The organism is Deinococcus metallilatus (assembly GCF_004758605.1).
Lineage (GTDB): Bacteria > Deinococcota > Deinococci > Deinococcales > Deinococcaceae > Deinococcus > Deinococcus metallilatus.
This window is the reverse complement of sequence record NZ_CP038512.1, coordinates 2,820,063-2,832,500: the sequence shown is the minus strand read 5'-3', so window position 1 is coordinate 2,832,500 and position 12,438 is coordinate 2,820,063. Positions and strand designations below refer to the sequence as shown.

At 69.5% G+C, this 12,438-nt stretch carries 14 protein-coding genes (1 of these 14 cut by a window edge); 3 read left to right on the top strand and 11 right to left on the bottom strand.

Going from position 1 to position 12,438, the window contains the following annotated elements; translation table 11 throughout:
* The 11 genes from E5F05_RS19870 to E5F05_RS19820 form a co-directional block, all read right to left on the bottom strand.
* A protein-coding gene (locus E5F05_RS19870) for a hypothetical protein (protein WP_129120372.1) crosses the window boundary here: on the bottom strand, positions 1-249 show its 5' portion. 57 nt of this gene lie to the left of the window's left edge; 249 of the gene's 306 nt are visible here — the first part of the coding sequence; it begins with the start codon at positions 247-249; its stop codon lies beyond the left edge, outside the window.
* A gap of 9 nt (positions 250-258) precedes the next feature.
* The gene (locus tag E5F05_RS19865) at positions 259-444 is read right to left on the bottom strand and encodes a hypothetical protein (protein ID WP_129120371.1); all 186 of its coding nucleotides are present in this window, start codon (positions 442-444) and stop codon (positions 259-261) included.
* 93 nt (positions 445-537) lie between these two features.
* Complete coding sequence (locus E5F05_RS19860) at positions 538-1,617, bottom strand: type IV pilus twitching motility protein PilT (protein ID WP_129120370.1); 1,080 nt, start codon at positions 1,615-1,617, stop codon at positions 538-540.
* Between the two features lie 120 nt (positions 1,618-1,737).
* Positions 1,738-2,946: a zinc-dependent alcohol dehydrogenase gene (locus tag E5F05_RS19855; RefSeq protein WP_129120369.1), complete on the bottom strand. Its 1,209-nt coding sequence runs from the start codon at positions 2,944-2,946 to the stop codon at positions 1,738-1,740.
* Positions 2,943-3,734: an SRPBCC family protein gene (locus E5F05_RS19850; protein ID WP_241687245.1), complete on the bottom strand. Its 792-nt coding sequence runs from the start codon at positions 3,732-3,734 to the stop codon at positions 2,943-2,945. Before E5F05_RS19850 ends, E5F05_RS19855 begins: the two co-directional genes overlap by 4 nt.
* A gap of 102 nt (positions 3,735-3,836) precedes the next feature.
* Entirely contained in the window at positions 3,837-4,295 is a 459-nt protein-coding gene (locus tag E5F05_RS19845; RefSeq protein ID WP_129120367.1) for a DUF488 domain-containing protein, read from the bottom strand.
* Positions 4,296-4,313: 18 nt separating this feature from the next.
* Positions 4,314-4,898, bottom strand: coding sequence for a DinB family protein (locus E5F05_RS19840; protein ID WP_129120366.1), 585 nt, complete (start codon positions 4,896-4,898; stop codon positions 4,314-4,316).
* Positions 4,899-4,907: 9 nt separating this feature from the next.
* Entirely contained in the window at positions 4,908-5,504 is a 597-nt protein-coding gene (locus E5F05_RS19835; protein ID WP_241687244.1) for a 5-formyltetrahydrofolate cyclo-ligase, read from the bottom strand.
* A gap of 7 nt (positions 5,505-5,511) precedes the next feature.
* Positions 5,512-6,396, bottom strand: a complete 885-nt coding sequence (locus E5F05_RS19830; protein ID WP_164973569.1) for an acyltransferase — start codon at positions 6,394-6,396, stop codon at positions 5,512-5,514.
* Between the two features lie 190 nt (positions 6,397-6,586).
* Positions 6,587-7,018, bottom strand: a complete 432-nt coding sequence (locus E5F05_RS19825) for an isochorismatase family protein (protein WP_129120365.1) — start codon at positions 7,016-7,018, stop codon at positions 6,587-6,589.
* Positions 7,019-7,111: 93 nt separating this feature from the next.
* A complete protein-coding gene (locus E5F05_RS19820) occupies positions 7,112-7,897 on the bottom strand; it encodes an enoyl-ACP reductase FabI (RefSeq protein WP_129120364.1) in 786 nt (261 codons plus the stop codon).
* Positions 7,898-8,049: 152 nt separating this feature from the next.
* Here E5F05_RS19820 and pgeF point away from each other — a divergent pair, with 152 nt between their 5' ends.
* The 3 genes from pgeF to E5F05_RS19805 are packed head-to-tail and all read left to right on the top strand — an operon-like array spanning position 8,050 to position 12,019.
* Complete coding sequence (pgeF, locus tag E5F05_RS19815; protein ID WP_129120363.1) at positions 8,050-8,817, top strand: peptidoglycan editing factor PgeF; 768 nt, start codon at positions 8,050-8,052, stop codon at positions 8,815-8,817.
* Complete coding sequence (locus E5F05_RS19810; RefSeq protein WP_129120362.1) at positions 8,814-9,314, top strand: YqeG family HAD IIIA-type phosphatase; 501 nt, start codon at positions 8,814-8,816, stop codon at positions 9,312-9,314. The genes pgeF and E5F05_RS19810 overlap by 4 nt, the downstream gene beginning before the upstream one ends.
* Positions 9,315-9,343: 29 nt before the next feature.
* A complete protein-coding gene (locus tag E5F05_RS19805) occupies positions 9,344-12,019 on the top strand; it encodes a type II/IV secretion system protein (protein ID WP_129120361.1) in 2,676 nt (891 codons plus the stop codon).
* Positions 12,020-12,438: the final 419 nt, after the last annotated feature.

The window sequence follows — 12,438 nt, the reverse complement described above, 5'->3', positions numbered from 1 at the left end:
AAAAAGAGGATCGGCCATCATCTCAGCCGCAGAGTCCCGGTAAGCGTCGGCAAGAGCCTGAGCGTCTTGACTTGCAGGACTGTCTGCGCTGTCTTTGTCCGGCACGTCCAGCAACTCCGGGCGCTCCTGCATAGCGGGCTGCTCCCGCTCGAAGGGGCCTTCCATCGCGGTTAGAGCGTCGTAAATGGCCCTGCCGTCTGAAGTGCCTTTGGGTGCGGCCCGTCCAACTTTCTTCTCCTCTTCCGGCATCAGGCCCCCCTACCCTTTCCTCCCACCCCCCAACGGATTCCGCCCCAGCAGCGCGACCGCGACAATCCCCACGCCGACGCTGCCCATGATCCACTTCTGAATGGGGCCGCCGTACACCAGGGCGAAGGTTGCCACGAACACCCCGACAAAGCCCGCCACCAGCCGTTCCTCTGGTTTCATCTGCGCCGTTGTCATGGCTGCATTCGACGCGCCTCTTCCCGGCACGACAGCACCTCCCCTTACTGTGTGGGGGCCTGCTCAAGAAAAGACTGCTGCTCGCCCCTCTCCCTACGCGAACTGCCGACTCATCAGCGCCAGCTTCAGTTCGTGGGGGCTGGTGGCGGCTTGCAGGGCGTCCTCCTCGGTCATCAGGCCGGACTGCACCAGCTCGGCGAGGTGCTGGTCGAAGGTGTGCATGCCGCGCAGGCCGCCTTCCTGAAGGGCCTGCTTGATTTCCTCGGTGCGGTTCGCGTCCTTGATACAGTCGCGGACGGTGGGGGTGCCCAGCAGGATTTCCATACCCAGCACCCGGCCACCGCCTTGGCGCGGCAGGAGCCGCTGGCTGACCACGCCCACCAGGCTCTCCGACAGACCTAAGCGAATCTGGTCGCGTTCGTGCGGCGCGAAGAAGTCGATGATGCGGTTCACGGTGCGGATGGCGTCGAGGGTGTGCAGGGTGGAGAAGACCAGGTGACCGGTCTGCGCGGCGGAGAGGGCGGCTTCCACCGTCTCCTTGTCGCGCATCTCGCCGATCAGGATCACGTCGGGGTCCTGGCGCATGGCCGCGCGCAGGCCCGCCGCGAAGCTGAGGGTGTCGGTGCCCAGTTCGCGCTGCGACACCAGCGCCTGCTTGTCGCGGTGCAGGATTTCGATGGGGTCTTCCAGCGTGACGATGTTGACCGGGCTGGTGGCATTGATGTGGTCGAGGATGGAGGCCAGGGTCGTGGTCTTGCCGGAGCCGGTCGGGCCGGTCACCAGCACCAGCCCGCGCTCGTGGGCGGCCAGGGCCTCGAAGGTGGGGGCGGGCAGGCCCAGTTCCGCGAAGCTGGGAATCGGTTTGTCCTCGATCACGCGCATGATCAGGCCCACCGTGCCGCGCTGGTAGTAGGCGTTCACGCGGAAGCGGGCGACACCCGGCACGCCGTAAGCGAAATCGGCGTCGCGGCGGGTGGCGAATTCTTCCCACAGGCCGGGCCGGGCCATCATCTCGCGGGCGAAGGCCTCGACATGCTGATGCGTCAGGCGGTCCTCACCGAAGCGCACGATGTTCCCGTTCACGCGGGCGGCGGGGGCACTCCCGGCCCGCAGGTGAATATCGCTGGCCCCCGACTTCACCATGACTCCCAGTAGTGCCTGCAAGACGCTCATGCCCTGGACTCTAGGGAACGGCCTCTTACAGTTTTGCTGCTTCATGGCCTGGCTGCTTTTGCCGGTGCCTTCAGCAGAAAGCAGGCGAGCGCCCAGGCCCGCCTGCTTCCTCCCGGTCGCTCAGACCTTGTGAACCTGGCCGGGCTGTCCCCAGGGATCGAGCACGACTTTGATGCAGCCGTCCTTCTTGTCGCGGAAGGTCTTGTAGAGTTCCGGGGCTTCGTCGAGGGAGGCGCGGTGGGTGATCACGAAGCTGGGGTCGATCTGGCCCGCCTCGATGCGCTCCAGCAGCGGGATGACGTAGCGGTGGGTATGGGTCTGGCCCATGCGGAACACCAGGCCCTTGCCGAAGGCCGCCCCCAGCGGGAACTTGTCCACCAGCCCGGCGTATACGCCCGCCATGCTGACGGTGCCGCCCTTGGCGCAGCTCAGGATGGCCCAGCGCACCGCCGTGATGCGGTCGAAACTCATCCGCATCTTCTGCTCGGCGGTGTCGAGCAGTGCTCCGGGGCCGTGTCCGTGCGCTTCCAGCCCGACGGCGTCGATCACGTGGTCGGGGCCACGCCCGCCGGTGGCGTCGCGCAGGGCGACCAGCACGTCTTCTTTCTCGTAGTTGATGGTCTGACAGCCCGCGGCCTCGGCCATGCTGAGACGTTCGGGCACCCGGTCCACCACGATCACGTGCGCCGCGCCGAGCATCAGCGCGCTGCGGGCGGCGAACTGCCCGACCGGCCCCGCGCCGAACACGGCGACCACGTCGCGCCCCGGGACGATGCCGCACTGTTCGGCCGCCTGGTAGCCGGTGGGGAAGATGTCAGTCAGGAACAGCACCTGCTCGTCGCGCAGGTCGGATTCGATCTTGAAGCAGCCCACGTCCGCGAAGGGCACCCGCACGAACTGTGCCTGACCGCCCGCGTACCCCCCGAACAGGTGCGTGTACCCGAAGAGGCCGCTGGGGCTCATCGCCCCGTACAGGGCCTCCACCGTGCGGGCGTTGGGGGCGGGATTGGAGTTGTCGCAGGCGCTAAATAAGCCCCGGCGGCAGGGATCGCACACCCCGCAGGCCAGGTTGAAGGGCACCACCACCCGGTCGCCCACCCGGACCCGCCGCACGTCCCGGCCGACCTCCACCACCTCGCCCATGAACTCGTGGCCGACGATGTCGCCCCGTTCCATACCGGGGATGTACCCGTCGAGCAGGTGCAGGTCCGAGCCGCAGATCGCGGTGGAGGTGACGCGCACGATGGCGTCGGTGGAGAGAAGCAGCGTGGGGTCGGGGACGCGCTCGACGCCCATCTTGTTGGTGTGCTGCCAGACGACGGCCTTCATGCGTTCCTCCCCGCCTCGCCCGCTGTCCGGGGAGCGTGATCCTGTGCTTGCCGGTAGTGGCCGTTCTGGGCGGCCCGCCCGCTGCTCTGCCCCTGGGTGGTGGGGGCGAAGCCCAGTTCCTGCTCGCGCTTGAAGCGCAGCAGATCGTCGCGGAGCTGCTGCGACGGCTCCTGCCCGGTGAGACGGGCGATCACCGCGCCGGTGGTGCCCCCGGGCGCGTGATAGGCCAGGTTGACCCGGATCTCGGTGCCCCGGTCGCCAGGGGCCGGGAGGAAGAGGACCTCACCGCTGTTCTGGATGCTCGCTCCCGGCAGTGAACGCCAGGCGATGCGGCGGCCCGGCTCGTCGGCGGTGAGTTCGGCTTCCCAGCTCACGTCACCGACCGGCCCCGGCACCGTCCAGCGCGAGCGCCGTTCGTCGAGGAGTTCCACGGCTTTCAGGTGCCGCATCAGCAGGGGCAGGTTCGTCAGGTCGCGCCAGATCGCATAGAGCTGCTCGGGGGGCTGGCCGATGGTGATCGCGTCACTCACCAGCGTGTCGCCCTCCTCGTTCTGGCGAATCTTGAGGGCGGTCGCCAGCGGATTGGTGCCGGTGGCGGCCATGCCCGCCAGCCCCACGCCCACGGCGCCCAGCAGCAGCCGTTCCAGCGCGTTGCCGCGCAGGCTCAGCGTCAGTGCCGCCAGCCCCAGCACGCCCATCACGCCGCGCTCGGCAGGCGACAGCAGCGATTCGGTGCTGTGTTCGCGGTACGGCCTGGAGGTCATGTTCGAGGTCAGGTTGGGTGTCATGGGCACCCCCGGCCGGGCAAAGTCGACATGGCCCATTCGACCCGTTCCCCCCCGGCCAGAACGGTGCATCGGTCACGGTATGGGGAAGCCCTCAAGAGAACGTCAAGGCCGCGCTGGCACGTGCAGGTGCCCCACCTCGCCCACCAGGCCGAGCCGCTGGAGCCGCTGCGCGATCAGCGAGCGGTGGCATTCGGCGGGATTGGCCTCGTAGCACAGCAGGCAGGCCCGCTCCCGCGCGGCGAGCGCGCCGAGTTCTTCCAGCGCGTCCCCCTGCGTGGCGAGGTGCGCGTGATAGCCGCGTTCCAGCAGGGCGAAATCGTGGCTGAGGCGGTAGTCCTTGCGGAGGCTGGGCGGCGTGCCGAGCGCGCGCAGATGCACGTAGCCGATGCCGCGTTCCTTCAGGGCCGCCCCCAGCGCCGTCTTGCTGTAGCCCCGGCGGCGGCTCTGGGCCCGCTCGCGGGTGTCCACCAGCAGCGTGACGCCGTGCCGGGTCAGCGTCTCCAGAAAGGCGTCCAGATCGGCCCCTTCGTACCCGATGGTGAGAAGAGAGGGCAGGCTCATGCGTGGGACCGCGGCGGGCTACTCGCCCAGCGCCTTGTGTTCCTTCGCCCCGCGCAGTTTGCGGCTTTCCAGGTCGGCGTGCTGGGTCAGATAACGCAGCCAGGCTTTGGGCGTGAGCGGCCCCAGGCCGTTGTGTTCCACCGTCAGGTCGTCCTGCGGGGGATGGGCGTGCAGCCCGCGGGCGAGGTCCACCGTCTGCGCCCGCGTCTGCGAGAGCAGGTCCTGAAGCTCGCGCAGGGTCGCGCCCGCCCCCGGCTTGTAGGGGTGATGCTCGTCGCGCTCGAACTTGCGCTGCCCCAGGGCCACCCGCAGCCGGTTCTGCCCCCAGCGTTCGATCCCGATGATGTGCGTGAGGACGGCCCGGTTCGCGTCCGTGTCGGCGGCGCGGGCAGCACGCTGGGCCAGGAAGGTGCCGCCGCGTTCCAGGCCCTGCGCCAGATCGGTGTAGCTCATGCGCCCGGCGGGCCGTTCGAGCACCTGCGCGACGAAGAACTCCTTCACGTCGTCCTTGCGGCTGCGCGCCACATAGGCCGCCCCGGCAGCCACGCCGACGGTCGCCACCGTCACGACGGCGGGCACGAACACCTTGCTGCGCTTGGTCATGGACTCAGTCTAAGCTCTTTCGGCGGGCGATTCCGGCTCGATCACCCCGCCCGGCGTGCCGATCAGCCGTACTTGCGAATCGGCCGGGCAGGCGAGACGCTCGACCAGCATCAGCGGGTGCGCCAGCGTGTACTCGGGCAGGCCCAGGTTCAGGCCCCGCGCCCCCCAGCCGTAGCCCTTGCCCAGCCGCCCGCCCTGACGGTCCACGGTGACGCAGGCGAGGACGGCGGCCTGCGCCCCCTCGGGCTGGAGGCGCGGTTCGCCCACCGCCGCCATGCGGCTGAGCTGTGCGCCCGCCGGGTCCGTGAGCCGCCAGTACCAGCCTTCCTTTTTCTGGTGCGGCACGTAGAGGGTGAGGCCCGCGTCCAGCGCAAGTTTGCGCAGCGGCAGCAGGACGCGCTCCGGCCCGACGATCAACACACGCCGCCCCGCCACCTCCGGGTGTGCCAGCAACTGCCGCGCCGCGTCCCTTGCCCGGACGAAGTTGGGGTGGTGGCCGTGCGGGGGCAGCGGGTAGCTCACGGCCCGCGTCCCCGCCAGCCGGTCCCACATGGCCTCGCGGAAGGCCCCGGCGGTGAGGGGGAGGGGGGCAGGCGGCCCGGTCAAGCCCGGCTCAGCTCTCGCCCGTCTCTTCCAGGGTGGGCTTGCGGGTCTGGTTGGGGGTGGGCTCGGGGTAGGCCGGGTTGGCCTTGCGGCCCGGGTCGTGCGGATGGGTGCGGGCGTCCACGCTGTAGGCCTGCGGCTCGCGCAGCTTGTAGCGCGTGACCTTCGCGGGCACGCCCATCGCGATGCCGTGCGGCGGGATGTCCCCGCGCAGCAGGGCGTGGGTGGCGAGCATCCCGTCGTCACTGATGACGCTTCCGGCTAGGACGGTCGAGTGATAGGTGATCCGCGCGCCCCGCCCGATCACCGTGCGGCGCAGGGTCACGTCCGGGCCGTCGAGCACCGAATGGGTGTGGCTGTAGATGTTCACGTAGTCGCTGACCGAGGCGCCATCCTGAAGCTCGATCCCGCCGATATCGTCCAGCAGCACGTAGCGGTGGACGACCACGTCGTTCCCGACCTCCATGTTGTAGCCGACGCTGAATTCCACGTTCTGCCAGCACTTGAAGTTGCGCCCCACCCGCCTGAAAATCCGTTCGGCCAGCACGCGCCGGACCGGAATCCCCAGCACCGGATTCTGCCCGATGGGCGTCAGGTCGAGGTTCTTCCACAGCCACAGCAGCGGCTTGACCGGCGCGAACTTCTCGGGGTCGGTCGCCATGTAGTACTCGGCCTCGAAAGTCACGTTGCGCGCGTCGAGGTTCAGGGCGGCCAGCGGCGCGTCCGCGAGGAGCTGTCCGTACTCGCGCCCGTACATGGCCTGGGCCAGCACTTCGCGGGCCAGCGCGGAACGGTCCGTCTGCGGGTCCAGAAGCCGGGCCTCCAGGTCACGCAGAAACTCGCCATACGCCGCCTGCGCGTCTCCATCGATGCTCACCGGCTTCAGCCACGTCACGTGGCCACTGTAGCGCGCGCTCTGCCTTCCACCCTAGAGTTTAAAGCAGTTTCCAAAAACGCCTGGAAGGCTCCTTGCCGGGGCGACGCCAGAAAACGGCGTGTCAGCGCGGGTCGGCGTGGCATGACCCGGCCTCTCTTCTGGAGGCGGAGTGGACCGAAACTCTAGACAGGTGGCCCAGCGGGGCCGCTCAGGTGGCGCGGAGCGGTTCCGGCAGGTCTTCCAGCACGTCCACCCGGTACCCCAGTTCGCGGGCCGTCTGCGCCGTCTCGGGCCGCACCTCGCTCCCCGGCAGCGCCAGCAGGTGCAGTTCGCGCACGCCGCGACTCCGCAGCGCCGCGTCCAGCCCGGACCCCGCGAAGGCATCCGGCGCGGTCGCCCGCACCGGCAGGTCGGTCGCCTCCGCGCGGAAGTCGGGATGCAGCACCCACCCGCGCGAAAAGGTTTCGCCCGGTGTGCCCGGCTCCCCCTCCCACTGCACATGCACGATCAGGTGTCCCGCCGCCCGCGCCGCCTGCACCCGCGCCTGCCAGGCCCGCGACACCGCCTGCTCGTGCGGCAACGCCTCCAGATGATGCCGCTGGGCGGTGAGCAGCACGAGCGCGGTGGGCGTGGAGGTCATGGGGGGATGATAGCGGGGGGAAAGTGCGCGGTGCCCAGGACGCGGTGCGCGGGAAGGCTATAGTCTTTTCCTGCGCACCGCGTCCTGCCTCCCTCACTCCACCTTCATGCTCATGATGCTCGCCCCGGCGTCCACGTACACCGTCTGCCCGGTGATGCCGCTGCCCAGGTCCGAGAGCAGGAAGAGGGCCAGCTTGCCGACCTCCTCGGGGGTGGCGTTGCGGCCCAGCGGCGCACTCTGCGCGGCCTTCTCGTACATCGTGCCGAAGCCGGGGATCGAGCGAGCGGCGATGGTCCGCATCGGCCCGGCGCTGATGGTGTTCACGCGCACGCCCTGCGCCCCCAGCTCCGAGGCGAGGTAGCGGGTGGCCGCCTCCAGCGCCGCCTTCGCCACGCCCATCACATTGTATTTGGGCACCACCTGCTGCGAGGCGTGGTAGGTGAGGCTCACGACGGCTCCGCCCCCCCGCAGGAGCGGCTCGGCGTGCCGGGCGATGCTGACCAGGGTGTACGCGCTGACATTCAGCGCCGTGTTCCAGTCGGCCTCGGTGGTGTCGATGAATCTCCCGTCCATCGCGGCGCGCGGCGCGAAGGCGATAGAGTGGACGAGGTAATCCAGGTGGCCGAACTCGTCCCGGACGCGGGCGAAGAGGGCGGTCAGGTCTTCCTCGCTGGTCGCGTCGGCCTGCTGAATCCAGGTGCCCTCCTGCCCGGCGGTCAGCTTCTCCAGCTCGGATTGCAGCCGCTCGCCCTGGTACGAAAAGCCCACGCGGCACCCCGCCCCGAGAAGCTGCTCCGCGATGGCCCAGCCCAGGCTGCGGGCATTGGCGACGCCCATCACCAGGGCGGTCTTGTCGGACAGGTCTACGGTCACGCTCATGCGGGCGACTGTAGCAGTCCGGCGGGGGGTGGCGCTGAAGCGGGTGTAAAAGGGCGTGCGGGGGCGGAAGCGCGGGGCCACGGCTTCAGCTCCCCCGCCCTCATCTCCCGCTGCCCCCGCCGGGGGATTGACCCGTCAGAATCTCGTGAGAGATGCCAAGCGATACTGACGCCCTGATGCTCCTGCGTTCGCCCGTGCTGACCGTCCCGCATGCGTTCACGACGCGCGCGGGGGGCGTATCGGCAGGTGCCTACGCGGGCCTGAACCTCGACGACCGCGAGGACGACCCGCAGGCCGTCACCGAGAACCGCCGCCGGGTGGCCGCCGCGCTGGGCTTCGAGGCCGCGCGCATCGCCCGGCTGAACCAGCTTCACGGCACCGACGTGCGGGAGGCGCGGCCCGGCGTGCAGGAGGGGGACGCGCTGGTGACCACCGAACCGGGCCTGCTGCTCGCCATCGGGACGGCGGACTGCTACCCGGTGCTGCTGGCCGACCTGGAAGCGGGCGTGGTCGGCGCGGCGCACGCGGGCTGGCGCGGCACGCTGGGCCGCATCGCGGCGCGCACGGTGGAGGCGATGGTCGAACGCGGCGCCTCTCCCGCCCACATCCGCGCGGCCGTCGGCCCTGGCATCTGCGGCGAGCGGTACCCGGTGGGGCCGGACGTGGCGCGCAGCTTTCGGGAAGCGGGGCTGGGGGCGTTCGTGCTGGAGCGGGAGGAGGGGCCTCACCTCGACCTCGCGGGGGCGAACCGCGCCGTGCTGCTGGCGGCGGGCCTGCGGCCCGAACACCTCTGGGTGAGTGGGCGCTGCTCCACCGAGCCGGATTTCTATTCCTACCGCCGTGACGCGGGCCAGACCGGGCGGATGTGGGCCGTGGTCGGCCTCCCCCCCAGCTCAGATGTCCGGGGAGGTGAGGCATGAGCCTGCTGCGCCCCCGCGACCTGATCGACCATATCCGCGACATCACGCCCGAGTTCCTGGCCGCGCGCGGGCTGCGCGGGCTGCTGCTCGACCTCGACAACACGCTGATCCCCTACGGCAGCTACGAGGAACGCGCGGACGTGATGGGCTGGGCGGCGGACCTGCGCCGGGGGGGCATCCGGCTGTACCTGCTCAGCAACGCCACCGGGCAGCGGGCACGCTTCTGGGTCGAGAAACTCGGCTTCGAGGGGGTGGGCATGGCCGGGAAACCCAATCCGCGCGCGTTCCGGCGGGCGCTGGGGGCGCTGGGCCTGCCCGCCTGGCAGGTCGGGATGGTGGGGGACCAGCTCTTTACCGACGTGCTGGGCGGCAATCTGTCGGGGATGCACACCATCCTGGTGCGGCCCCTGGCGGTCAATGCCCTGCCGCACACCCGCGTGACCCGCAGGCTGGAACGCGCGGTGCTGAAACGTTACGGACACGACTGGAAGCCCTGAGGAGGGGCCTGGAGAGATGAAGGAGAAACGTGGCACTCTCGATTGCTGACCGGCGCCTGGGCGCGATTCTGCTCGAACAGGGGTACGTGACCGACACGGACCTGCAAAAGGCGCTGGTGCGCCACGCCGAGGTGGGGGGCCGCCTGGCGGACATCCTGATCGACTCGGGGCAGGTGGGCGAGAAACGCATCGCCCGCGCCATCGAAGAAGCGCTGGGCATCCCGCTGGTGAACCTGCTGGTGGTGACGCCGGAGGGGGCGGCGCTGGCGGCGATCCGCCCCGAGACGGCGCAGCAGATGCAGGCCTTTCCCTTCGCGCTGGAGGGCCAGACCCTGCGGGTGGCGCTGGTCGACCCCCTGTCCACCCTGGCGCTGGAGGCTCTGGAGGACGACAGCGGCCTGAATATCGAGCCGTACCAGGCGCTGCGCGATCAGGTGCAGTGGTCCATCGCCACGTATTATCCCGAACTCGGCCTGACGCCGGTGCCGCCCGAGGGCGCGTCCGGGGGCACGCCGGGTGGCGGCAAGCTGGGGCAGCGCCTGATCAGCCGGGGCCTCCTGACCGACGCCCAGCTCCAGGTCGCGCTCGATGTGCAGCAGCAGACCGGCGAGGCCCTGGGCAGCACCCTGGTCACGCAGGGCGTCCTCAGCGAGGACCAGCTCTACGAGGTGCTGGCCGAGCAGGCGGGCACGGTGTACCTGCGCAATCCCCGTGACTTCCACCCCGGCGAAGACGTGCTGGGCAGCCTGCTGCGCGCCGACGCGCTGCGCCTGACGGCGGTGCCGGTGGACGAGACGGCGCAGGGCGTGACGGTCGTGGCCAGCGACCCGCGCCGCCGCGACGAGGTCGAGGCCCTGATCGGGCGGCCGGTGCAACTGGTTCTCGCCCGGCCGCGCGACGTGGAGGCGCTGATCGAGCGGTATTACCCGCAGCGGGGGCGGCTGGGCGAGCAGATGGTCCAGCAGGGCACGCTGTCGCGCGCGCAACTGCGCGAAGCCCTCCAGGTCCAGGCGCGCGGCGGCAAGGTCAAGCCGCTGGGCGAGGTGATCGTGGAGCTGGGCTTCGCCGGGGCCGAGGAGATCGACGCCGCCCTCCAGAAGCAGAACGCGGGCGGGGGCCGCCTCGAAGACACCCTGGTGCAGTCGGGCAAGCTCAGCCCCGAGATGCTGGCCCGCTCGCTGGCCGCCCAGCTCGGCTACGAGTACCTCGACCCCGTCCAGAACCCCCCCGACCCCCAGGTCGCCCTGATGATCCCCGAGGCGACGGCGCGCCGCTACGTGGTGGTGCCGGTCCGCCTCCAGAGCGAGGGGCTGGTCGTCGCCATGAAGGACCCGCGCAACGTCTTCGCGCTGGACGACCTCAAGCTGATCACCGGGCGCGAGATCGTCCCGGCCGTGATGGCGGAAAAGGACATCGTCCGCCTGATCGAGCGTTACTTCGGCAACCAGGACATGGCGAACCTCAACCAGCGCCTGGTGGCCGAGAGCAAGACCCGCGAGGCCAGGAAGCAGGAGGACCTCGACCTCTCGGCCGGGCTGGACGACAACGCCGTCGTGCGGGTGGTGGACAACCTGATCCGCGAGGCGGCCTTGCAGGAGGCGTCGGACATCCACATCGAGCCGACCGAGAGCAGCCTGCGGGTGCGCTACCGGGTGGACGGCGTGCTGCGCGAGCAGCCCGAACTGCCGAGGGGCAGCGCCCAGAGCATCCTGGCCCGCATCAAGATCATGGGGAACCTCGACATCGCGGAAAGGCGCGTGCCGCAAGACGGGCGCGTGCGCTTCCGCAAGGGCAGCATCGACCTCGACTTGCGCCTCTCGACCCTGCCCACCGTGTACGGCGAGAAGGCCGTGATGCGCCTCCTGCAAAAGGCCGAGAACATCCCGGAAGTCGAGCAGCTCGGCTTTTCCGAACACAACTTCGGGCGCTATCTGGACGTGGTCGAAAAGCCCAACGGCATCTTTCTGATCACCGGGCCGACGGGTTCGGGCAAGTCGTTCACCAGCTTCTCCACCCTCAAGCGCATCGCCCGCCCGGAAAAGAACACCACCACCATCGAGGACCCCATCGAGTACGAGATTCCGGGCATCGTGCAGTCGCAGGTGAACACGGCGGCGGGCATGACCTTCGCCCGCGCCCTGCGCGCCTTTTTGCGCCAGGACCCCGACATCATCTTCGTGGGCGAGATCCGCGACACCGAGACGGCCAAGATCGCCACCGAGGCCGCCTTGACCGGTCACCTGGTCCTCGCCACCTTGCACACCAACGACGCGCCCGGCGCGATCACCCGCCTCTCGGAGATGGGCGTCGAACACTTCAACATCTCCGCTTCCGTGGTGGGCGTGCTGGCGCAGCGGCTGGTGCGCCGCGTCTGCACCGAATGCCGCCAGCCCACCAACGCCGACCCTGACGTGCTCCGCCGCCTGGGCCTGACCGAGGCCGAGGTGCGCGGCGCCACGCTGATGCGCGGGTCCGGCTGCCCCCGCTGTGGCGGCACCGGCTACAAGGGCCGCATGGGCATCCACGAGCTGATGGTGATCGACGATCCCCTGCGCCGCGCCATCGGGGCCGGGCACACCGCCGCCGAGATCCGGGACGTGGCGATGCAGGAAAGCGGCATGCGAACCCTGCGCCAGGACGGCATCGAGAAGGCGCTCGCCGGTGTGACCACGCTGGAGGAGGTGCTGGCAGTAACGAGCAACTAGGGGATGACCACAGGCAAGAGCAGACCTATTTCCTGAATTGCTCGGCCCGCTCACCCCCACCCAGCCTCCCCCCGCAAGGGGGAGGGGCAAAGAGAAAAGTCCTGTTCATCACTGTGGTCATCCCCTAGTACATCGTCAAGCGATCAAAACAGGGTGGATGCTTGAACGATGAGAACGTATTCGCTGTCCTGAACGACCTTTAGCAGTTTGTTTCTCATCACCCAGCTACCAGAAAACCGGTTGACCGTGTACTGAGGGAAGTTTGGCTTTTACTCCTCCCCCTTGAGGGGCGAGGCCGGGTGGGGGTGAGCGGGCCTGGCGTCAGAGGCGGTAGGAAGGCTCAGCCCCTCCCTTTCAAGGCAAGTGAAGAGGGCAAGCTGGCGCTTGCCACCCCCCTCTGCAAGCAGCTCTACGAGTCC

Bases quoted from the DNA above. Each gene is read 5' to 3' on its own strand.
- E5F05_RS19855 (WP_129120369.1), bottom strand. From the start codon at position 2,946: ATGAAGGCCGTCGTCTGGCAGCACACCAACAAGATGGGCGTCGAGCGC.
- E5F05_RS19865 (WP_129120371.1), bottom strand. From the start codon at position 444: ATGACAACGGCGCAGATGAAACCAGAGGAACGGCTGGTGGCGGGCTTT.
- E5F05_RS19860 (WP_129120370.1), bottom strand. From the start codon at position 1,617: ATGAGCGTCTTGCAGGCACTACTGGGAGTCATGGTGAAGTCGGGGGCC.
- E5F05_RS19840 (WP_129120366.1), bottom strand. From the start codon at position 4,898: ATGACCAAGCGCAGCAAGGTGTTCGTGCCCGCCGTCGTGACGGTGGCG.
- E5F05_RS19820 (WP_129120364.1), bottom strand. From the start codon at position 7,897: ATGAGCGTGACCGTAGACCTGTCCGACAAGACCGCCCTGGTGATGGGC.
- E5F05_RS19850 (WP_241687245.1), bottom strand. From the start codon at position 3,734: ATGACACCCAACCTGACCTCGAACATGACCTCCAGGCCGTACCGCGAA.
- pgeF (WP_129120363.1), top strand. From the start codon at position 8,050: ATGCCAAGCGATACTGACGCCCTGATGCTCCTGCGTTCGCCCGTGCTG.
- E5F05_RS19810 (WP_129120362.1), top strand. From the start codon at position 8,814: ATGAGCCTGCTGCGCCCCCGCGACCTGATCGACCATATCCGCGACATC.
- E5F05_RS19825 (WP_129120365.1), bottom strand. From the start codon at position 7,018: ATGACCTCCACGCCCACCGCGCTCGTGCTGCTCACCGCCCAGCGGCAT.
- E5F05_RS19845 (WP_129120367.1), bottom strand. From the start codon at position 4,295: ATGAGCCTGCCCTCTCTTCTCACCATCGGGTACGAAGGGGCCGATCTG.